This is a genomic window from Pseudovibrio sp. Alg231-02, from assembly GCF_900143565.1.
Classification (GTDB): Bacteria; Pseudomonadota; Alphaproteobacteria; order Rhizobiales; family Stappiaceae; genus Pseudovibrio.
In genome coordinates this window covers 89,366-108,635 of record NZ_FREX01000012.1, presented here as the reverse complement: position 1 = coordinate 108,635, position 19,270 = coordinate 89,366, and the positions used below count along the sequence as shown (strand labels likewise).

General features: G+C 51.7%; 18 protein-coding genes and 1 tRNA gene. 11 read left to right on the top strand and 8 right to left on the bottom strand.

Annotated elements, in window-relative coordinates:
• Positions 1-197 precede the first annotated feature (197 nt).
• The 3 genes from DHN43_RS24000 to DHN43_RS23990 all read right to left on the bottom strand — a co-directional run bounded on the left by DHN43_RS24000 (position 198) and on the right by DHN43_RS23990 (position 2,471).
• Entirely contained in the window at positions 198-617 is a 420-nt protein-coding gene (locus DHN43_RS24000) for an acyl-CoA thioesterase (RefSeq protein ID WP_063289203.1), read from the bottom strand.
• 150 nt (positions 618-767) lie between these two features.
• Entirely contained in the window at positions 768-1,676 is a 909-nt protein-coding gene (locus DHN43_RS23995; protein ID WP_063297544.1) for a DUF417 family protein, read from the bottom strand.
• 357 nt (positions 1,677-2,033) lie between these two features.
• Positions 2,034-2,471, bottom strand: coding sequence for an outer membrane protein assembly factor BamE (locus tag DHN43_RS23990; protein WP_057464446.1), 438 nt, complete (start codon positions 2,469-2,471; stop codon positions 2,034-2,036).
• Between the two features lie 127 nt (positions 2,472-2,598).
• Here DHN43_RS23990 and DHN43_RS23985 point away from each other — a divergent pair, with 127 nt between their 5' ends.
• From DHN43_RS23985 to DHN43_RS23960, 6 genes are all read left to right on the top strand, one after another.
• Positions 2,599-3,159 carry a ubiquinol-cytochrome C chaperone family protein gene (locus tag DHN43_RS23985; protein WP_208987852.1) on the top strand — a complete coding sequence of 187 codons (561 nt, stop codon included), beginning with the start codon at positions 2,599-2,601 and terminating at the stop codon, positions 3,157-3,159.
• Positions 3,152-3,724 (top strand): DUF177 domain-containing protein, encoded by a 573-nt coding sequence (locus tag DHN43_RS23980; RefSeq protein ID WP_108820325.1) that lies wholly within the window; start codon positions 3,152-3,154, stop codon positions 3,722-3,724. Before DHN43_RS23985 ends, DHN43_RS23980 begins: the two co-directional genes overlap by 8 nt.
• A 166-nt stretch (positions 3,725-3,890) precedes the next feature.
• Positions 3,891-4,940 (top strand): phosphate acyltransferase PlsX, encoded by a 1,050-nt coding sequence (gene plsX / locus DHN43_RS23975; RefSeq protein ID WP_057464304.1) that lies wholly within the window; start codon positions 3,891-3,893, stop codon positions 4,938-4,940.
• Between the two features lie 10 nt (positions 4,941-4,950).
• On the top strand, positions 4,951-5,928 hold the full coding sequence (locus tag DHN43_RS23970) for a beta-ketoacyl-ACP synthase III (RefSeq protein WP_057464305.1): 978 nt from the start codon (positions 4,951-4,953) through the stop codon (positions 5,926-5,928).
• Positions 5,929-6,063: 135 nt separating this feature from the next.
• A complete protein-coding gene (locus tag DHN43_RS23965; protein WP_057464306.1) occupies positions 6,064-6,375 on the top strand; it encodes an integration host factor subunit alpha in 312 nt (103 codons plus the stop codon).
• Between the two features lie 41 nt (positions 6,376-6,416).
• Positions 6,417-7,130, top strand: a complete 714-nt coding sequence (locus DHN43_RS23960; RefSeq protein WP_108820324.1) for a MerR family transcriptional regulator — start codon at positions 6,417-6,419, stop codon at positions 7,128-7,130.
• Between the two features lie 103 nt (positions 7,131-7,233).
• Here DHN43_RS23960 and DHN43_RS23955 read toward each other — a convergent pair whose 3' ends face one another.
• The gene (locus tag DHN43_RS23955; RefSeq protein WP_108820323.1) at positions 7,234-7,662 is read right to left on the bottom strand and encodes an Lrp/AsnC family transcriptional regulator; all 429 of its coding nucleotides are present in this window, start codon (positions 7,660-7,662) and stop codon (positions 7,234-7,236) included.
• A 139-nt stretch (positions 7,663-7,801) separates the two neighbouring features.
• On the opposite strand from DHN43_RS23955, the gene DHN43_RS23950 reads away from it, so the two are divergent.
• The 5 genes from DHN43_RS23950 to DHN43_RS23930 all read left to right on the top strand — a co-directional run bounded on the left by DHN43_RS23950 (position 7,802) and on the right by DHN43_RS23930 (position 14,778).
• Positions 7,802-10,864 carry an aminotransferase class III-fold pyridoxal phosphate-dependent enzyme gene (locus DHN43_RS23950; protein WP_108820322.1) on the top strand — a complete coding sequence of 1,021 codons (3,063 nt, stop codon included), beginning with the start codon at positions 7,802-7,804 and terminating at the stop codon, positions 10,862-10,864.
• A 258-nt stretch (positions 10,865-11,122) separates the two neighbouring features.
• Entirely contained in the window at positions 11,123-11,428 is a 306-nt protein-coding gene (locus DHN43_RS23945) for a hypothetical protein (protein WP_063289197.1), read from the top strand.
• Between the two features lie 113 nt (positions 11,429-11,541).
• The gene (locus DHN43_RS23940) at positions 11,542-12,312 is read left to right on the top strand and encodes a DUF2793 domain-containing protein (RefSeq protein WP_108820321.1); all 771 of its coding nucleotides are present in this window, start codon (positions 11,542-11,544) and stop codon (positions 12,310-12,312) included.
• Between the two features lie 92 nt (positions 12,313-12,404).
• A complete protein-coding gene (locus tag DHN43_RS23935; RefSeq protein WP_108820320.1) occupies positions 12,405-13,181 on the top strand; it encodes a glycoside hydrolase family 108 protein in 777 nt (258 codons plus the stop codon).
• Between the two features lie 196 nt (positions 13,182-13,377).
• Positions 13,378-14,778, top strand: coding sequence for an amidohydrolase (locus tag DHN43_RS23930; RefSeq protein ID WP_108820350.1), 1,401 nt, complete (start codon positions 13,378-13,380; stop codon positions 14,776-14,778).
• Between the two features lie 131 nt (positions 14,779-14,909).
• Here the strand turns inward: DHN43_RS23930 and DHN43_RS23925 are convergent.
• The 4 genes from DHN43_RS23925 to DHN43_RS23910 form a co-directional block, all read right to left on the bottom strand.
• Positions 14,910-14,986: transfer RNA gene (locus DHN43_RS23925), tRNA-Pro, on the bottom strand.
• Between the two features lie 136 nt (positions 14,987-15,122).
• Positions 15,123-16,391 (bottom strand): O-antigen ligase family protein, encoded by a 1,269-nt coding sequence (locus tag DHN43_RS23920; RefSeq protein ID WP_208995607.1) that lies wholly within the window; start codon positions 16,389-16,391, stop codon positions 15,123-15,125.
• Entirely contained in the window at positions 16,388-17,947 is a 1,560-nt protein-coding gene (locus DHN43_RS23915; RefSeq protein ID WP_108820318.1) for an undecaprenyl-phosphate glucose phosphotransferase, read from the bottom strand. The genes DHN43_RS23920 and DHN43_RS23915 overlap by 4 nt, the downstream gene beginning before the upstream one ends.
• Positions 17,948-17,959: 12 nt before the next feature.
• Positions 17,960-19,174 (bottom strand): glycosyltransferase, encoded by a 1,215-nt coding sequence (locus DHN43_RS23910; RefSeq protein WP_108820317.1) that lies wholly within the window; start codon positions 19,172-19,174, stop codon positions 17,960-17,962.
• Positions 19,175-19,270: the final 96 nt, after the last annotated feature.

Here is a 19,270-nt window from a genome sequence, read left to right as displayed (position 1 = left end):
CGCCGCATGCTCCAACACTTTGATGGAACCCATCCTTTTGCGAAAAACGCCCGCACTCAATCAAGAATTTGCCCGCATCAATCTGGTATGCAGCAGTGCTGCATGTCCTATTCAGATTCACTTACAGGATTACTATAGTCTGTTGTTCTTGCGGCGGCTCCTATCTGAAACCTGCTAAGTAATTTTGAGGTACCTGATCAGGCTGCTGGCTCTGGCAGCAGGGCCTCATAGCGTTCTCTTGCATGCGCGGGGAAAGGGCAGGACTTTCGGGCTTCTCGATCCATATGGACACCGACGGCCTGCATGGTTGCAACAGGTGTGTTGGTGATTGAGTCAAACATGGTGTGTTTGAAGAGGATGGTCTTGTCGCGCATTTCTTTAATTTCAGAGCGTACGACAAGTAGGTCGCCTGCGGAGACCTCCGCCAGATACTTATATGTGATCTCGAGTGCAGCCATGCCTTTGTTGCTCTCGCGGATATAGGCTGGGGTGATGCCAATGTGGGCGAGCATGTGCCATGTTGCTTCATCAAATTTGGAGGTGTACCAGGCCACATTCATATGGCCCATGTGATCTTCCTGCTGCGGGTAAACAATCCCGCGATATGTCTCAAACATCTTTGTTTCCAATACAATCGCAATCCTGACCAGCCTATTGGGAAGAGTGCTGCAGGTCATTACGACTGTCGGATACCTTCAGGTGAGCATGAAAAAACCGGTGCTCCTTATGGAACACCGGCTTTCCTATCATTGCTGTCTATGTGCTGCTTAGTAATTGCGCCAAAGGATGATTGCGGCAGCAAGCAGGAACTGGTCTTTCAGCACGAAGATGCCTGTACGGTTGAGGAGAGGGAAGAATGAATCCGCATCCCAGCCCGGTACGGAGAACATGAAGGTGAGGGTGCCGAGTGCTGTAGCAGCGATGCCGAGGACACCCAGACCACCAAGGAAGCGGTTGAAGGGCAGGCAAAGCAGCAACAGCAGGAAGACCCACTCAACGATACCGATGAAGTTGGAAGCGCCCTGAACATCCCAGACCTGATAGGTCCAGCTGAAGAGGATGTTGGACTGCATCAGGCGGACAATGCCTTGTGCCTCAAACTCATAAAACTTCATGGCGCCGATCCAGCCCATGACCAGTGCGATACCAGCGAAGCTTGCGAACACGGCCAGCTTTTTGAGAGAGCCTGCGGTCTGCTCCTTGCCAGCTGTGTGCATGTGATGCCCGAGGATGTACGCCGGGATTGCAAACATGGAGAGGTATTTCAGGAGGTTCTGACCGGAGCCGATAATAGGGAAACCTCCGAGGGCATCCATCCACACAGGGTTTGTGAACAGGTAAAGGAAGTTCAGGGCGAAGATCAGCATGGCCATCAGGCAGCCAAGAATTCCAAGGCGGCGATCTTTCAGGCCAAGCAGAACCAGAATGCCTGCCGGGACTTCAAAAAGAGCCATCAGAACGCCGGTGAGAGGCACGCCGAGTGCTTGAACCACTCCACTGAATATGGGGCTGTTGCCGAGCCAGAACTCGATTTGCTGATGTTCCGGACCTGTCAGCTTTAGCAGGCCAACCCAGATCAGGTAGGTTGCTGTGACGAGTGTGAGATAGATAAAAAGAGCGTGATCTGAGGGGCGCAGATCTGTAATTTTTTTGAGGGCAGTAGAGGAGTGCGTCATGATTTTACTTCGCGTTTGTCGTTAGAGCACGTCGCGTTTATTTGCATTCACGCATCGCGATCTAACATCCTTGGTGGAGCGAATTCTTGTCGTTTGATTGTTTCCAATCAAACGGAACGCGCTCTAATGCCTTGAAGAAACCACGGAAGAAGACGGCCAGAATGCGTATAACTCCTCAATACAGGATCACATGTAGCAAACCTCCAATAACACCAGCGTGATTTTAAGTGTGAAGCTTAGGATTTGGCAGCATTCGCGATATGAATGGGATAGAGCAGCCTGGCCTGTTGGCTTTGAGCACAAAAAAACGGCGCCTGAAAAACAGGCGCCGTTTTTTAAACTCGTGATGGGCGGGTCTTAGAGACCGATTGATGGATTTGCAGCTCCACGCAGGATCTGCGTCAGGAGACCATAATCAGCACCGCCGGTGCGTGTTTTTCTGCCGAGGTAATCAAAGACTTTTCCGTCTTCAATGCCGTAATCAGCAACGGACTTCACATAACCATCTTTATCAAAGTAAACAGCGACAACACGTTGGTCGACGATTGACGGAGACCAGAATGCCACTGTTTCGCTCTTTTGCGAGATATAATAGTAAGCTTCACCGTCCAGATTAGATGTGGTGGACGGGCTACCAAGGAGAAGTTCTACCTGCTCACGGCTGGAACCGACTTGAACATCTTGAATTGAATCAGGTGAAACAACCTGGCCATGTGTCAGTGTCTGGGTGAAGCAGCCGGCAAGTGGCAGGCTCAAAAAAGCGAGGAACACAGTACGGCGTGCGAATGCAATCATTCCAAACATCCTGTTGGCTTGCAAATTGCAGCAAAATGCAGCAAGCAAGCGGTTTAGATTCAGACTTGTGCTTATGCCATCCTCGTGGCAGTCACACAAGTAACTCGACAAGCGCAAGAGAGGTGCCATGATCTTCGGTTTTTTCCGTCGACGTAAAGACACATCCGTCAGAACAACTTACGAGCGGATCGTCGCGCAGGCACGACTACCAGTGTTTTATCAGCACTATGGTATACCTGATACGAGCGAAGGTCGCTTCGAGATGATTGTTTTGCACGCTTTTTGTGTCTTTCACCGGTTAGGAGGCGAAGATAAGGCGTCCCGGAAATTTGCACAGGCTGTATTCGATTATTTTTTTCAGGATATGGACCAGAGCATGCGAGAGATCGGTATTGGCGACGAAGGTGTGCGTAAACGGGTTCGAATTATGGTCGAATCGTTTTACGGACGCACAGCCAGTTATATGCAGGCTCTGGAAAACAAGGACAATTCCGCTCTATTTGAGGCCTTTGTAAGAAACATTTATGGCGAGAGCGGTGAAGCTGTTGCGATAAGAGCGCTGGTTCATTACATGCATGAAGCGGTGGAAGGCCTTGCTGCTCTTCCAACCCATGAAATTCTTGCGGGCGACGTCAAATTTGTGGCTCCAAAGATCGAACTTATAAGGGAAAGCGCCAGCGATGGCTGAAACTGAATACCCGTGGGCCTATTTATTCGATGCGGTGCGTCTTGGTAAGAAAACCAAACAGCTAAAGCTTGTCCTCAATGAGAATGAGCGGACGCAGATCGCCAAGGCCTATGATTTGATAGAGCTGCCTGAGTTCGAAGCCGACCTTGAAGTGCGTCCGTGGCGCCGTGATGGACTGGCGGTGCGCGGTCACATTCGCGCCAAAGCTATTCAACAATGCGTTGTCACGCTTGACCGAGTTGAGTGCCTGGTGGACGAAGAATTCGACCGCACATTTTTGCCGGATCAAGATTCTCGGGGGCGTCGTCGAAGTGATGATGATACCTTGGAAGTAGATCTGGATATTGATGAGAGCGATCCGCCGGATTATTTCGAAGGCTCACAGGTGGATTTCGGAGCTGTTGTTTGTGAGCACTTTGCGTTGGGACTGGATCCATTTCCTCGGGCTAAAGGGGTTGAAATGGATGACAAATATGCTCCGGAACCAGAGGAAGAACTGAAACAGGATGAAGAGCAGAAGCCTTCTCCTTTTGCTGCACTAGAAGCCCTTAAAGGCAAAAAGTAATCTTAGATTGCTGCAAAGGTTTTTTAGAGGTGGGTGTTGCGAGACGTTTATAATCGAGTATCTTCGCGACGCGCATTTCCACTGAACTTAGGGAAAATGCTCTTAACTATTCCGAGGTCTGCCGATACAAGGGCAGACTTTGTTGGGACAAGGCAAGAAATTGGAAATGTCTGAAAAAATACGTATTTCTCTTGATGCTATGGGGGGGGATTACGGTGTTGAGGTGGTGCTGCCTGGTGCTGATCAGGTGCTGCAACGCTGCCCGAATATCGAATTCCTACTTTTCGGTGACAGTAAAGTCATCGAGCCAATGCTCGAGGAATACCCTCGTCTGAAGCAGGCATCCGTTGTTCATCATACCGATGTGTCGATTGGCATGGACGAAAAACCGAGTCAGGCCTTGCGCAAGGGCCGCGGTAAATCTTCCATGTGGAATGCGATCGCTGCGGTTAAAAATTCTGAAGCAGATGTTGCTGTTTCCGCTGGTAATACGGGCGCGCTGATGGCGATGTCCAAGTTTTGCCTGCGCACCATGTCTGGTATTGAGCGTCCTGCGATTGCGGCAATGTGGCCGACACTTCGCGGTGAATCCATTGTGCTTGATGTGGGTGCTACGATCGGCGCAGATGCACAGCAGCTGATCGACTTTGCTATTTTGGGCGGCGCTATGTGTCGTTCCGTTCATGGTGTGAAACAGCCGACTGTTGGTCTCCTTAATATTGGTGTTGAAGAGGTGAAGGGTGTTGAGGAAGTGCGTACAGCAGGCAAAATGCTGCGCGAACTGTCTCCTCCAAACCTTGTTTACTCCGGCTTTGTCGAGGGTGATGACATTGGTAAAGGCACCGTTGATGTTGTTGTGACCGAAGGGTTTGCCGGCAATATTGCACTCAAAACAGCCGAGGGAACCGCAAAACAGTTTGCTGGCTACCTACGGGCTGCTATGAAACGTACGCTCATGGCGAAAATCGGTTACTTTTTTGCACGAGGTGCTTTCGAGCGGCTTCGGGCGAAAATGGATCCGCGGAAAGTCAATGGCGGGGTCTTTCTTGGGCTCAATGGTATTGTTATCAAAAGCCATGGCGGAACAGACGCTGAAGGTTTTGGTGCTGCCATTGAACTTGCCTATGATATGGCCAAGAATGAATTGATTAAAAAGATCTCCGAGGATCTGGCAAACTACCATCGTGGTCGTTTCTCAGAGGCTGAAGAAAACTGAAGGGTTTAAAGTGAAGGCACTTCGCTCTGTATTTTTGGGCTGTGGCAGCTATCTGCCTGAAAAAGCACTTACTAACCAGCAGCTTACCGAGATTGTTGACACTTCTGATGAGTGGATCGTTCAGCGTACCGGGATCAAGAACCGTCATATAGCGGCAGAAGGTGAGTTTACGTCTCACCTTGCAGTGAATGCTGCCAAGGCTGCGCTGGAAAATGCCGGTGTTGATGCGCAGGACATTGATCTGATCATTCTGGCAACCTCAACACCTGACAATACGTTCCCGGCAACGGCTGTTGCTGTGCAAGCAGAACTTGGTATCAACCACGGTTTTGCGTTCGACGTTCAGGCTGTTTGCTCTGGTTTTGTTTATGCAGTTACCACTGCCGACGCATACCTGCGCGGTGGTCTGGCTAAGCGTGCGCTTGTAATTGGCGCTGAAACATTCTCCCGCATTCTGGATTGGGAAGACCGTACGACTTGCGTTCTGTTTGGTGATGGCGCTGGCGCTGTTGTCATGGAAGCGCAGGAAGGCGAGGCTTCTGCTGAGACCAGCGGTGTGTTGACCTGTCATTTGCGTTCTGATGGCCGTCACAAAGAAAAGCTCTTTGTGGATGGTGGTCCTTCCACTACGCAGACAGCTGGTCATCTGCGCATGCAAGGCCGTGAAGTGTTCAAGCACGCGGTTGGCATGGTCACTGATGTGATTGAAGCTGCCTTTGATGCCACTGGCACAACTGCGGAAGATCTGGATTGGTTTGTGCCGCACCAGGCGAACCAGCGCATCATTGATGCCTCTGCTAAGAAACTTGGCATTGCTCCTGAAAAGGTAGTGAAAACAGTTTCCGAGCACGGCAACACTTCAGCTGCATCGATTCCTTTGGCGCTGGACAGTATTGTTAAAGCTGGCAAGGTCAAAAAGGGAGATCTGATCATGCTGGAAGCAATGGGCGGCGGCTTTACCTGGGGTTCCGTACTCCTTAAGTGGTAAAAAGCGGCAAAAAACCCCAGAGGGTTGCATTTCTTAGCAAATGAGCTGTTGACCCTGACGCCGGTTGGCCATACCGTAACTTGTTGAAAGCAAGCTTTATTCTTACGGATCATGGCTTTACCGGAGGAGGGTGGAATGGGTAGTCACACTGTAACCCGCGCTGATTTATGTGAAGCGGTTTACCAGAAAGTCGGCCTATCTCGGACTGAATCTGCCGAACTCGTTGAGCAGGTACTTGCAGAAATTTCTGCTAGCCTGGAAGGCGGCGAGTCTGTCAAATTGTCTAGCTTTGGCTCTTTTGTTGTTCGCTCAAAAGGTGAACGCATTGGCCGTAACCCAAAAACAGGTGAGGAAGTTCCGATCTCTCCACGCCGGGTTATGGTATTCAAGCCAAGCAATGTTCTTAAGCAGCGCATTAATGATGCACTGGTTGAGGGCGCCAGCTAATTTGCTGCCCCGATAATAGTAAGGTTTAGAGGGTCTGCATCGTGGAGAAGAGCGCCGACGCGTTCCGAACAATTAGTGAAGTAGCGAGTGAACTGGATCTGCCGCAGCACGTTCTGCGGTTCTGGGAAACACGATTTACCCAGATCAGGCCTCTGAAAAGAGGCGGTGGACGGCGCTACTACAGACCTGACGACCTTGAGCTTTTGCGCGGTATTCGCCATTTGCTCTATGGGGAAGGCTATACGATTAAAGGCGTGCAACGTATTTTGCGAGAGCAAGGCGTGCGCGTCGTTATGGACGTTTGGAAAGAGGGTGGTGGCGTTGTCATCCCAACCTCATCCAGCGCCAATACGCCTGTGGGCGTAGCACCTGATCCATCCCAAGTTTCTGAGGGTTCAGCGCGCAATGCGGCGGAAGCTGCAGTTGCACAGGCTATCATGTCGTCTCCAGAAGAGATGTATGAGCCGCAGGAAGACTGGGTTGCTGAGCGGTCTGTTGAAGAACAGGCGGTGCTTCCGCTTGAGAGTGAACCTGAGCCGCAGATGCCATTGCCGTCCGGTCTGTTGCCAGATGACGAGCCGGATCAGCATGGCAAAAGCGGGCATGGGGCGTTTGGCTTCATGGATCGCTTGATGGGCTCTGAAAAGGAAGAGACAGCTGGGTCTGCTGGACTTTCCAAGGACAATGTTGACCGGCTGCAATCCACGCTTTTTGAGCTGTTGGAGTGTAAGCGTATGCTGGATCAGGCGCGATAATCTGCAAAAAATTGATAGGGTCTTGGGTTGGTGGAACGCTGACCTGAGCGTTGGTTTAAGGGCGTCAGGTACTGCTTTGTTGCAGTCGGCGCCCTTTGCTGTTTCAGGTGCGATGAAATTCATCCCGCAAAATGACTGTGGTTGTCAGATCCTTCACACCGTCAGTGGATGCGATGGCGTCTCTGACGTTGTTGAGCATCTCCATTGAGGAGGCAACGACTTCGACCACAAGGTCGAGCTCGCCACTTACCGAACTTACGCGTTTAATCTCTGGAAATGCTGCCAATATGTCGAGGATTTCGCGCATGGGTGTGCGTGATAGGCGGATGAACAGGAAGGCGGAGATGTGTGTGGGATCGAGACCACCGATGTCTGCCCTGTAGCCGCGAATTGTGCCGTTGTTCTCCAGCCGTGTGATGCGTTCACTGGTGGCACTGCGAGACAGGTTGATACGGGCTGCCAGTGTTTTGATCGGGATACGGGCTTCTTTGGAAAGGATCGCGATAATCTCGCGGTCGGTGGTGTCGAGCATTGAGATTCCTCTGCGCGGGCTATCAGGAAGAGTGCCGTTAAAATACTTATTAATCGCGACATAGTGGCGGTTCAACTGACATAAAGTCGGTGTTCTGAAATATCAGCGTACGTTATATTCCGGGCAACCGGAGAGACTTATGACTGATATTAGCCATCCCGCCCCTAATTTTGACCGCGATACCATTGCAGCCCTTCTGCTGGAGCACTGGAACCTGAAAGGTGACTTGTCTCCATTGGAAAGCGAGCGCGACCAGAACCATCGCCTTGATGCTACGGATGGCACGCGCTGGACGGTTAAGCTGGTCAATGCCAGTGAGCCCAACGCTGAGACTGGCTTTCAGACAGCCATGCTGCAACATCTTGCTGTGTCCTCTCCGGATTTGCCTATGCCGCGCCTGCGCCTGACAAAGGATGGTGGAGCCACGCAGAGTGTCGCCGGACCGGGTGGAGCATCTCATGCCATGCGTGTGGTTTCCTGGGTTCCGGGGGTGCCGTTGGCTGAAACTCAGCGTGAGGATGGTGTTGTTGCCAGTTTGGGGACGTTGCTTGGCAAGATGGATAAGGCGCTGCGTGGTTTCGTGCATCCAGGTGCTTTGCGCAGCTTTGAGTGGGATTTACGTGCAGCTGGTGATGCGCGCGCGCGCCTGAGTGCCATTGGTGATCCTGATCAGCGGCGCGTGGTTGAGTACTTTCTTGATCGGTTTGACGGGATTGTTGCTCCGCAGCTTGCCGGCTTGAGAGCTGCTGTCATTCACAATGACGCCAATGACTGGAATGTGCTGGTTGATCCAGAAGATCATTCCCGCGTTTGTGGTCTTATTGATTTTGGTGACAGCCTGCATACGCCTGTGATTGCGGAAGTTGCAATTGCGGCGGCCTATACGATTATGGAGGTGCCTGATCCGATTGGCGCTGCTGCTGGTCTGGCTGCTGCCTACCATGCTGAGTATCCGTTGGAAGAAGGGGAGGTTGATCTTCTCTTTGATCTGATTGCAATGCGACTGGTGACAAGCGTGAGTTTGTCTGCTCTGCGGAAAGAGGAGACTGACGACAATCCATACCTTGCTGTCAGTGAAGCGCCAGCCTGGAACCTGCTTTACAAACTTTATGGCATGAAGCCATCGTTTGCGACTGCGATCCTGCGCAAGGCCTGTGGCTTTGATGCGGTGCCGGGTGCTCGGAAAGTGGCGGCGTTTTGTGCAAAAAACCGAAACTCATTTGCCCCGTTGTTTGCGCGTCATCCCAAGCTCATGTCCAAGGCGCTGGTGCCTTATGCTGATCCTGAGAATGAGATGACTGTGACGTCTCGTGATCGACAGCCAGAAGCTGCACAGGAATGGTGGGAAGAGTACTGCGAGGCGCATGGCGTTGAACTTGGCATTGGGCCATGGGGTGAAAGCCGTAGTGTTTATTCCTCCGACTTCTTTGAGAGTCGTTTCATTGAGGGAGAGCGTCGCCGGAACCATCTGGGGTTTGATTTGTTCCTGCCGTCAGGAACCCGTGTTTGTGCGCCAATGGATGGCAAAGTGCGGTCTGTGGTGATTGAGACGGATCCGCTTGGTTATGGCTGCATGATTGCGCTGGATCATGAAACGGATTGCGGTCAGCCGTTTGTGAGCCTTTGGGGGCACATGGCGCATGAGGCGGCGAGCCGATTGAGCGTGGGTGATGTGATCAAGGCTGGTGAGACAGTTGGGTATCTGGGTGCTGAAGATGAAAATGGTGGCTGGGCTCCCCATCTTCACCTGCAGCTATGTGCAGATGTTTCTTTGAGTGCCGAAGAAATCCTTGGTGTTGGTGAAGAGAAGTATCTTGATGTGTGGGCAGATTTATTCCCGACCGCTATCGATTTTGCCGGGCTCCCGCAAGAAACACTGGGTAGTGCTGGACGATCAGTCAGCGAAATCGTTTCATCGCGCCGTCAAAATCTGCTGCCGAACCTTTCCATCTCCTACAGCGAACCAATCAAGTTTGTGCGTGGTGAGGGGGCTTACCTTATCGACCATCGCGGGCGGGCTTATCTGGACTGTTTTAACAATGTCTGCCATCTGGGTCATGCACATCCAGATGTGGTTGAGGCCTTGTCTCATCAGGCGGGTTTGCTCAACACCAATACACGGTATTTGCACGACAACATTGTTGAGTACTCTGAGCGCCTGACAGCGACACTGCCGGATGATCTGGCGGTTGCTTCGTTTGTGTGTACGGGCAGTGAGGCGAACAGCCTGATGCTTCGCATGGCAGAGGCGCATACCGGGCGTCGTGATGCAGTTGTTCTGGATTGGGCTTATCATGGCACAACACCTGAGCTGATTGCGCTGAGCCCTTACAAGTACAAGCGCAACGGTGGCAAAGGGCGGCCTGATCATGTGTTTGAGGCAGCTATTCCGGACGCCTATCGTGCACCGGCTGACTGGGCACCTGAGGAGATCGCTGCACGTTATGTGCAAAATGTTGCTGAGCAGCTGGACTTGATGAAAAAACAAGGCCGTGCCCCAGCGTTCTTCATTGCTGAATCAATTCCAAGTGTGGCTGGTCAGGTGTTCATGCCAGATGGCTATCTGGAGGAGGTCTACAAGCTGATCCGTGCGGAGGGTGGCCTGTGCGTTGCTGATGAAGTGCAGGTTGGGTTTGGCCGTGTCGGATCGCATTGGTGGGCTTTTGAAACACAGAGTGTGACGCCGGATGTGGTGACTATGGGCAAGCCGATTGGCAACGGTCATCCTATGGCCGCGCTTGTGACCACTCGTGAGGTTGCTGCCAGCTTCAACAATGGCATGGAATACTTCAACACCTTTGGCGGTAATCCGGTCTCCTGTGCTGTCGGGCTTTCTGTGCTGAACGTGATTGAGCGGGATGGATTGCGCGAGAATGCGCGTGTTGTTGGTGATTACATCCTTTCGGGCTTCCGAAAGATGATGGAAAAGTATGAGTTTATTGGCGATGTGCGCGGGATGGGCTTGTTCCTAGGCATTGAGCTGGTGAAAGATCGCCGTACCAAAGAGCCAGCAACAGATATGGCGAAACGTATTGCCAACCGCGCAAAAGACCTTGGTATCCTGATGGGAACCGAGGGGCCTTATGACAATGTGTTGAAGATGCGACCACCGATGATTTTTTCTAAGGAAAATGCGGATTACCTGCTGGATGTCCTTGATCAGGCCATGAATGAGTCCGTTTCAGCTCTGGAAACCATGTAAACTATCAAAAAAGGGCCAAAGTCTGGCCTTTTTTACCTGAAGAATAGGCGGGAACAGGAAGTTGTCTTCGCTTTTTCTTTGTCCTGAGGGCTAACGGGATGAAGGTAAGGATGAGTTCAATTCATGTTCAAAATCCGGAGGCGTCGCTCTTGATCGCAACGTCCTGAGTGCTCCGGCTTGTTGTTTTGGGTTTGTTTTAGAACAGGTTGGCTTGCCATCCTTTAAAGAACAGACCCCAGAGTTTGAAGGTGGGCGAACATGGTAACCATTGAAAGCAGTGCAAGCATTACGGCCTGGGGTGAGCGAACCTTTGGGCAAGTGGCTGATCTGAATGCGTTGATTGCGCGGGCAAAAGAAGAGCTTGCCGCTCTGCAGCTGGCTGTCGAAAGCGGCGAGAGTTCACGTGATGTCGCTGCGGATGCCGCGGAGATTGCGATCCTGCTGCATCGTCTTGTTGGTTTGCATGGTGCTGAGCTTTCATTTGCCGTTGACGAGAAAATGGCTCGCAACCGCACGCGCATCTGGTCTCTGGCTGGTGATGGTACTGGTCGCCACGTTGCCTAAGCTTTTGATTGCTGCTGCGGGCTGATCTGCCTGCGGTTCTGATCTCAACTTATCCCCCTTGTTGCGCTGGATGGTACGCTTTTGCGTAGGCTAGGCGATCTATGGGGATCATGATGAGTGAGACGACATCGCATCTTAAACTGCCATTTCTGGCAGCTGCTCAAGCGCAAAAGCATGTCACGCACAACGAGGCTTTGGCACTTGTTGATCTGGTTGTGCAGCTTTGCGTTGTTTCAAACAGTGTGAGCACACCACCTGCAGACCCTGCAGAAGGGGAGCGATATATCGTGCCTGCAGCTGCGACAGGTGCTTTTGCAGGGCAGGAGAGTAAGATCGCGGCCTTTGATGGCGGCATCTGGCGATTTTTAGCTCCAGTTGAAGGTTGGGCGGCCTGGGTGCAAAGCCTTGGCGCGATGCAGGTTTACTCAGATGGTAAATGGACTGGGTTTTCTTCTGTCGCTGGATTGGGCGTTGATGACGTTACCGGCGGTGCGGCCTTTCAGCAGGAAAAGACTGTGCTGAGCGAGAGCGCTCATGGTGCGCAGAGCCAGTTTGTGACCGCAGATGAGCTGATCACCGTTTCTGGCGGTTTTACTGAAAGCTCTTTGGTTATTCCCTCCCGTGCAATCGTGTTTTGTGTGTCCACCCGTGTGGTTGAGGCTGTCACGGGCGCAAGCTCCTACGATTGCGGAACTGCTGGTGAGACTGGCAAGTTTGGGGGCTCTTTGGGGATTGCCGTTGGTTCTAATAATGCAGGCGTGATTGGACCGACTGCGTATTATGCGGACACGCCAGTCCGGATTACTGCGAATACTGGCAGCTTTACCGGAGGCAAGGTTCGATTGTCCTTACATTTCTTCCTGCCAGTGGTGCCGCAGACCTGAGCGACATCTTTGAATTTCATAGGCCGCATCTGCGGTCTTTTTTGTGTTTGCACGGGGGCTCTGGCTCCCGTTTTTTATTTGGGGAGTGAGAGATGCAGGATACCTTTCAACTGATCGTTTCGGCCTTGCTTGAGAGTGAAGGAGGATTTGCCCATCGAAGCCGTAAGGCTGATCCGGGTGGTCCTACAAACTTTGGCATTACACAGCGGACCTTGAGTGCTTGGCGGGGGCAGTCTGTCAGCGTTCAGGAGGTGCGGTCTATGGAGCAGGCTGAGGCTGTCGATATCTTTCGGGCACAGTATTGGGATGCTGTGAAGGGAGACAAAATGCCTTCGGGCTTGGATTATGCGCTTTTTGATTTTGCCGTGAACTCGGGGCCTGCGCGGGCGGTCAAGACGCTTCAGAGTATTCTGGGTGTTGCTGCTGATGGTCTCGCTGGTGTTGAAACGCTTGGGGCACTCAAGACGCACAATCTCCGTGATCTGGTGGGCAAGCTTTCTGCTGAGCGCTTGCGTTTCATGAAGCGGCTTAAGAACTGGCCCTACAACAAAAATGGATGGATGCGCCGGGTGAGGGATGTTCAGCAACGGTCGCTTGAGTTGATCAAGTCGCCAGCGTCTGCGGTTCAAACACTGCGTGTCCGTGATGGTGTTGTGCCGGATGGGGCTGCCAAAGCGCGAGGTGAGGAAACCTCCGCAATGAGCACCTGGTTGACGCCAGAGGGCGTGAGTAAGGCCGGGGTGCTGATCTCCGGTATATCCGGCATGCTTGCTGGTTCCGGGCCGTTGCAGTGGGCGTTCGCTTTTGCGCTTGTTGTTGCAGCAGGCATTGGTGGCTATCTGATGCTCCAGAAAGAGCGAATGGCATAGATTTGAGCGGCACTGCAAGAGGAAGAGAGCTTACGCAGCGGTGCCGTAAAGCTCCCCAGTGATTTTGGAGCATCGGGCAATCTGTAATGGGAACTACCAATGACGTTCTGCTAAGGACGTTTTAGTGTGCTTGCAGGTTCTCCCATTACAACCGGGCACCCAAATTCTGAACTGCTGGAAAGGCATTGCAGGTTCCATGAAAAAACTTAGCTTCGTTTCTCTTCTTCTTGGTTTTACCGCTCTTACAAATGCGCATGCGGGTGAGGCGGTTGATCTGCTGATCACCAACGCGCACGTTCTGACCATGGATGCACAAAAAACCGTTTATGATCGCGGGCTTGTGGCAATCAAGGGCAACAAGATTGTTGCAGTGTCTGATGGGTCTGACAGTGCTGATTACAGTGCCGACAAAACCATCGATGCGGATGGCGATATTGTTATGCCTGGCATGATTAATGCGCATACCCACGTTTCTATGACTGTGTTCCGCTCACTGGCTGATGATGTTCCTGATCGCCTGCACCGGTATATCTTCCCGCTGGAAGGAGCGCTCGTCTCGCGCGATATGGTTCGTATTGGTGCAAACCTTGGTAATGTGGAGATGCTGAAGGGTGGCGTCACCACCTATGCTGATATGTACTATTTTGAGGATGAAGTTGCGAAGACGGTTGATCAGATCGGTATGCGCGCTGTGCTTGGTGAGACTGTGATCAAGTTTCCGGTGGCGGATGCGAAAAATGCTGAAGAAGGCATCAACTATGCTTTGAAATTCATTGAGGAATATAAAGACCATCCGCGGGTCACACCAGCATTTGCACCTCATGCGCCGTATACAAACACAACTGAGGTGCTTGTGAAGGTAAATGAACTGGCGCAGGAAAAGGATGTTCCGGTCCTGATCCATCTATCTGAATCTTCACGTGAAAGTGAGAAGATTGAAAAGCGAATGCCCGGCAAAACGCCAATCGGTTACATGGCGGAAATCGGAGCACTGTCAAAACATTGGGTAGCAGCGCATGCCATCACAGCAAATGATGATGATATCCAGATTTTGAAGGATCATGATGTTGGTGTCTCTCACAATATGAGTGCCAACATCAAATCAGCGAAGGGTGTTGCACCTGCCTTGAAGATGTTCGATCAGGGGCTTCGTATCGGACTTGGAACAGATGGCCCGATGTCTGGCAACACGCTTTCCATCATTGATGAGTTGGGGCAGGTGGCGAAGGTTCACAAACTGGCCAACAAAGACCGGGCTGCGATGCCTCCGGTCAAAGTGGTTGAAATGGCAACCATTGGTGCTGCACGTGCACTGCATATGGAAGACAAGATCGGATCACTGGAAGTCGGGAAACTGGCTGATGTGATCATCATCGACACCAAAGCGCCCAACATGGTGCCAATTTTTAACCCATACTCTGCGCTGGTCTATTCTGCTTACGCCACCAATGTCAGCACCTCGATTGTTGATGGCCGTATCCTGATGGACAAGCGTGATGTGTTGACCGTGGATGAAGATCAAATCCGCAAAGAAGCACAGGAGTTTGCTGAGGTTGTCCGCAAAACAGTCATCGATAAAGGTGAAGTTGTTCAATAGGTATTATTGAGAATTACATTTACGAGGGGACTGGCTTGGTCAGTCCCCTTTTTGTGCAAGCAAGCGCACATTATACAGCACAGCAGGCTGGGTTGATCCAACCCGCAAAAACTATGGCTTTGTAAGAAAAATGGTCGGGTAGGCCGGATTTGAACCGACGACCCCTTCACCCCCAGTGAAGTGCGCTACCAGGCTGCGCTACTACCCGAACCGTGAGGAACCTTGCGCCTGGGTGCGTTGCCGCATATGCAAGTATTCCTATTTGTGGAGCTGCCTTAACAGCTTACCACACAACTTTCCTACCTAATTCAGGTTGTCTGATCAAGGATCAAATGAGACTGGGCTTATTGTGCTGGTGGAAAACGCCTGTAGCGTGAGATGCCGGATTCCGCTGCTATGATGGCCCACAAAATGCCGAGCAGCAGAAAGTAGTGGCGCCAATGATCTGTGTCGATAATGAAGCTAACACAAGCGTGTAGAAGGAACGCGACGTAGGTGCAGATGATGTATTTCTGCCAAGGTCGGGGCTTGAAGACCAGCGGCAAAGCTTTGATCAATGTCCAAAAAACAAGCGTTATATAAGACAGGCCACCGAGCCACCCGTAGGTTGTAAAGGCTTTGAGGTAGGCGTTGTGCTCATCCTCTGGGAAGATGGAGTTAAAGCCGCCGACACCAAGACCAAACGGGCGTTCTGTGACAAGTGTGAAGCCTTCCCCCCAGCGTCCAAAACGTCCTAAACGTGCGCCGTCATAATCCTGCACGAGCTTGGCGCGAAGCGTGAACATCTCCGATATCGATTCAATTGAAAGAATTGCAAACAGCGCAATGATAAGGCTGACACCTGCAAGACCAAGGATACCGAGCAGCTTTATGCGTGGGAGTGAGCGCCGCTCGTTGATGAAGACGAGGAGAAACACCATGAGTGCACCACCCAGTGTCATGCCCCATGCTGCTCGGGAGAAAGAGAGGAACGCTCCCAGCAAGAGGATGAGCAGGGCGGCTGACTTGAAGATGTTCTCTCGCAAAGGTTTGGTTAGAATGTCGTAGGTTATTAGCAGCGTTGGCAAGAGCAGAAATGGGCCGTAGACGTTTGGATCCTTGAAGGTGCCTTTTGCGCGGCCATACAGGGTGAACTGGTCATAAGCGCCGGGGAAGGCGTTGAAGTAACCAGCAATGGCAAGTAGGGTGGCAAACAGAGCTGCCAGCAAATAGCCCTTCTCAAGAATGTCTATCCGTTCAATTTTTGCAGACAGGGTTGCTGCATACAAGAAGGATGAAAACGCCAGGAAGATCGTTACGGCGTAGAAGGTGACGGCTTCTTTGGTGTCTGCGGCTGCGGGTAAGGCAAGAATTCCGCCTGCTATGTAAAAACACAGCAGGATCAGGAGAGGCAGGATGTCTTTACGCAGTTCCAGTCCAAAGAAGGACCAACCCACCAACAAGAGGGCGATCAGCAGGTCATAGGGAGCTGGTTCGATGATGACGAGCGCGCTCACAGACGCGGTCAGAAACAACAGCGCTCTGGCTATTGTTTCTGTGCCGATTGTCAGAGGCACGTACCAAAAGGGGCGTGCATTTCTGATTGCATCGTGTGAGCGCGATAAGTCGGTCAATATGCGTTTTCCGTTTCCAGAAGACAGAACGGTGTTTTAATCAAGATATAGAGGTCAAAGAAAACGGACCAGTTTTCAATGTAGTAGATGTCGCATTCGACACGCTTCTGGATCTTGTCCTCGGTATCCGTTTCGCCGCGCCAACCTTTGATTTGCGCCCAACCAGTGACACCTGGTTTGACCTTGTGGCGTGCGAAATAGCCATCCACCACATTCTCGTAGAGGCGATCTTCGGCTTTTGCGGAAAGAGCGTGCGGGCGAGGGCCGACGAGAGAGAGCTGTCCCATCAGTACGTTCATCAACTGTGGCAGCTCATCAATGGAGGTCTTGCGGATGATACGGCCGATTTTGGTAACACGTGGATCGCCTTTGGTCACCAGTTTTGAGGCGTTGGCGTCCGTCATGTTGTGGTACATGGAGCGGAACTTGAAGACGTCAATCAACTCGTTGTTAAAGCCGTAGCGCTTCTGTCGAAAGATGACCGGGCCGGGGCTGTCCAGCTTGATCAGCAATGCTGTGATCAGCATGACCGGAGAGAGGGCAATCAGCGAAATGCTTGCGAAGAAGATATCGAAGGCGCGCTTTGCTATAGTGTCCCAATCCGCGATTGGTTTTTCAAGAACATCCACAAACGGCACTGCGCCCACGAAAGATGAGGCTCTTTGGCGGAAGCGGAGTTTATCTGCATGCGCTGAGAGACGGATATCGACCGGGAGAACCCAGAGCTTTTCCAGCAGCTGAATGATGCGTTTTTCTGCGCGGATCGGGATTGTCACCAGCAACATGTCGATTTGTGCGATGCGGGCGAACTCTACCAGATCAGAAACATTGCCAAGCTTTTGGTAGCCAGCGACGCTTGGTGGGGAACGATCATTTGAGCGGTCATCAAAAATCCCGCAAATCTCAATGTCATTGTTTGGTTGGCGCTCAAGTTCTGCGATGAGATCAGCAGCACTTTGTCCACCACCGACAAGGACTGCTCTGCGGCTCAAACGGCCCATGCGGGTCCAGCGCACGATAAAACCGCGCATGATCATCCGGAAAATTGTGAGGACCACAGCCCCGCTCACAAACCACTTCAGCAGGAAGGCCTGCGGAATCTCCGTAGATGGCAGGATGAGCAGCAGAGACGTGATCAAAGCCGCGAATACCAGTGCCCATGCTGTGATGAGACGCATGGCCTGAGCCACGACTTTTTGCAGAGCGTTAGCCTGATACAGATCAGCCATTTGAAACAGCATGACGCCAATCAGGGATGCTTCGAACAGTGCAAAGATTTGCCAGAGAGGCGGGATATCAAGGGAAGCTCCGCTCAGATAAGCGATAATACCTGTCAGAACAATTAGGGCCGCATCCGAACAACGCATGAAACCATCGAAAACCGATTTAGAGATGGTGTTGGTGCGCAGGGTAGCTGCCACCTCCAGAGCATCCTTGGACAGGTTGCTTGTTGTGATGTTTTCATTTTGTGTCAAAAAAGTCTGCTGACCATTCGTCCCGGATTGATCATCAGGTGACGGGCCACTCTCAATTACATTGAAGCGATGCTTGACCATTGTGCCGTGCGCCTAAGTGAGTTTGTTTTGTGAGTGCAGCGTGGACTGTTGAGACTGCCGCGAGGCGTCTGCCAGTTCATCTTTTGCACTTTGAACAGGGTGATAAAGTTGGGTGATGCTCTGCGCCATTTGCGGCAGAGTAAAATTCATTTTCAAATGGTTCTGCAGTTGCTGGCTCAGCTGGATTTGCTCGTCAGGGTGAGAGAGCACCCAACTGACCGCTTTTGTCAGCGCTTGCTGATCATCGGGCTGAACAAGTGTCTTATGATGTTCTGCATAAATCTCAGGTATGCCGCCAACGCGAGTTGTGATCAGCGGTTTTTGTGCAGCAAGGAGTTCCAACACGATATACGGCAGAGCTTCTGTTCGCGAGGGGATGACTGCTGTTTTGCCGAGTGGAAGAGCTTGGCTGAGTGGCAAGAACCCATGGAAGGTAACGTAGGCTTGCAGATTTTTATCTCGAACCATTTGCTCAAACAGAGCACGATCTGGACCATCTCCTACAATTGCAAGGGTTGGCTTGGTTTTGGTGTTTTTGTGCAAGTCATCCAGAGCCTTGATGAGCAGGTCGACGCCTTTCAAAAGACGAAGTTCTCCGACGAAGAGTAGGTCGGCTGCATTCTCATGAGTTGTGCTGCGTTGGAACTCTGCTTGCCGCAAACCGTTATGTACGATTTTGTGGTGTGGAGGATTACCGCTCAAACCGATCTTTTGTTGATAAGCTGCTTGCTCAAACGCACTGGTAAACACGAGTGAGTCGGTGAGTGGTCTCAAGAGCTTTTCAAGCGTGATGTAAACTTTGCCTGATGTGGTTGAGAAATCGTAGTGCAAGCTGCCGCCGTGAGGGCTGTAAACGCGTTGTGTATTGATTCCCCTCAGCCTCAGTGCAGACCCTATGATGCGTGCCCAGACGCCACCTTTCGCGCCATGACCGTGCAAGACATTCGGCTTTAAAGGGGTAAGGTGTTTTGTGAGTTTGTAGAAGCTGAAAAGGTCTTTGGGAGCGAGCGAACGCGCCATGGGAACTGTGAGTAAGCCAAGGGAAAGACTAGGCTTTAAGGCTTCTAGTTGTGTTATTGATGAGAGAGGGATAGCGTTGGAGGCACAGACAATGCCAAGCTCATGGCCCATCTCGATCTGCTCTTCGACAAGATCCATAAGATGACGAAACGCACCGCCTAAAGGCGCACGTATGCAATGAACGATTTTCAGCTTGTCCGTAGACATCCGCAGCAAACTCCCCACCGCGCATGCATTGTCCGATGCTCCCCAGCACAGACCGCCGCGCAACTGAGTTTATTGCTAGCTTAAAATACTGTTTGA

Bases quoted from the DNA above. Each gene is read 5' to 3' on its own strand.
- DHN43_RS23945 (WP_063289197.1), top strand. From the start codon at position 11,123: ATGGTAACCATTGAAAGCAGTGCAAGCATTACGGCCTGGGGTGAGCGA.
- DHN43_RS23990 (WP_057464446.1), bottom strand. From the start codon at position 2,471: ATGATTGCATTCGCACGCCGTACTGTGTTCCTCGCTTTTTTGAGCCTG.
- DHN43_RS23915 (WP_108820318.1), bottom strand. From the start codon at position 17,947: ATGGTCAAGCATCGCTTCAATGTAATTGAGAGTGGCCCGTCACCTGAT.
- DHN43_RS23995 (WP_063297544.1), bottom strand. From the start codon at position 1,676: ATGACGCACTCCTCTACTGCCCTCAAAAAAATTACAGATCTGCGCCCC.
- DHN43_RS23930 (WP_108820350.1), top strand. From the start codon at position 13,378: ATGAAAAAACTTAGCTTCGTTTCTCTTCTTCTTGGTTTTACCGCTCTT.
- DHN43_RS23965 (WP_057464306.1), top strand. From the start codon at position 6,064: ATGGGTAGTCACACTGTAACCCGCGCTGATTTATGTGAAGCGGTTTAC.
- DHN43_RS23910 (WP_108820317.1), bottom strand. From the start codon at position 19,174: ATGTCTACGGACAAGCTGAAAATCGTTCATTGCATACGTGCGCCTTTA.
- DHN43_RS24000 (WP_063289203.1), bottom strand. From the start codon at position 617: ATGTTTGAGACATATCGCGGGATTGTTTACCCGCAGCAGGAAGATCAC.
- DHN43_RS23935 (WP_108820320.1), top strand. From the start codon at position 12,405: ATGCAGGATACCTTTCAACTGATCGTTTCGGCCTTGCTTGAGAGTGAA.
- DHN43_RS23985 (WP_208987852.1), top strand. From the start codon at position 2,599: ATGATCTTCGGTTTTTTCCGTCGACGTAAAGACACATCCGTCAGAACA.
- DHN43_RS23955 (WP_108820323.1), bottom strand. From the start codon at position 7,662: ATGCTCGACACCACCGACCGCGAGATTATCGCGATCCTTTCCAAAGAA.
- plsX (WP_057464304.1), top strand. From the start codon at position 3,891: ATGTCTGAAAAAATACGTATTTCTCTTGATGCTATGGGGGGGGATTAC.
- DHN43_RS23980 (WP_108820325.1), top strand. From the start codon at position 3,152: ATGGCTGAAACTGAATACCCGTGGGCCTATTTATTCGATGCGGTGCGT.
- DHN43_RS23950 (WP_108820322.1), top strand. From the start codon at position 7,802: ATGACTGATATTAGCCATCCCGCCCCTAATTTTGACCGCGATACCATT.
- DHN43_RS23940 (WP_108820321.1), top strand. From the start codon at position 11,542: ATGAGTGAGACGACATCGCATCTTAAACTGCCATTTCTGGCAGCTGCT.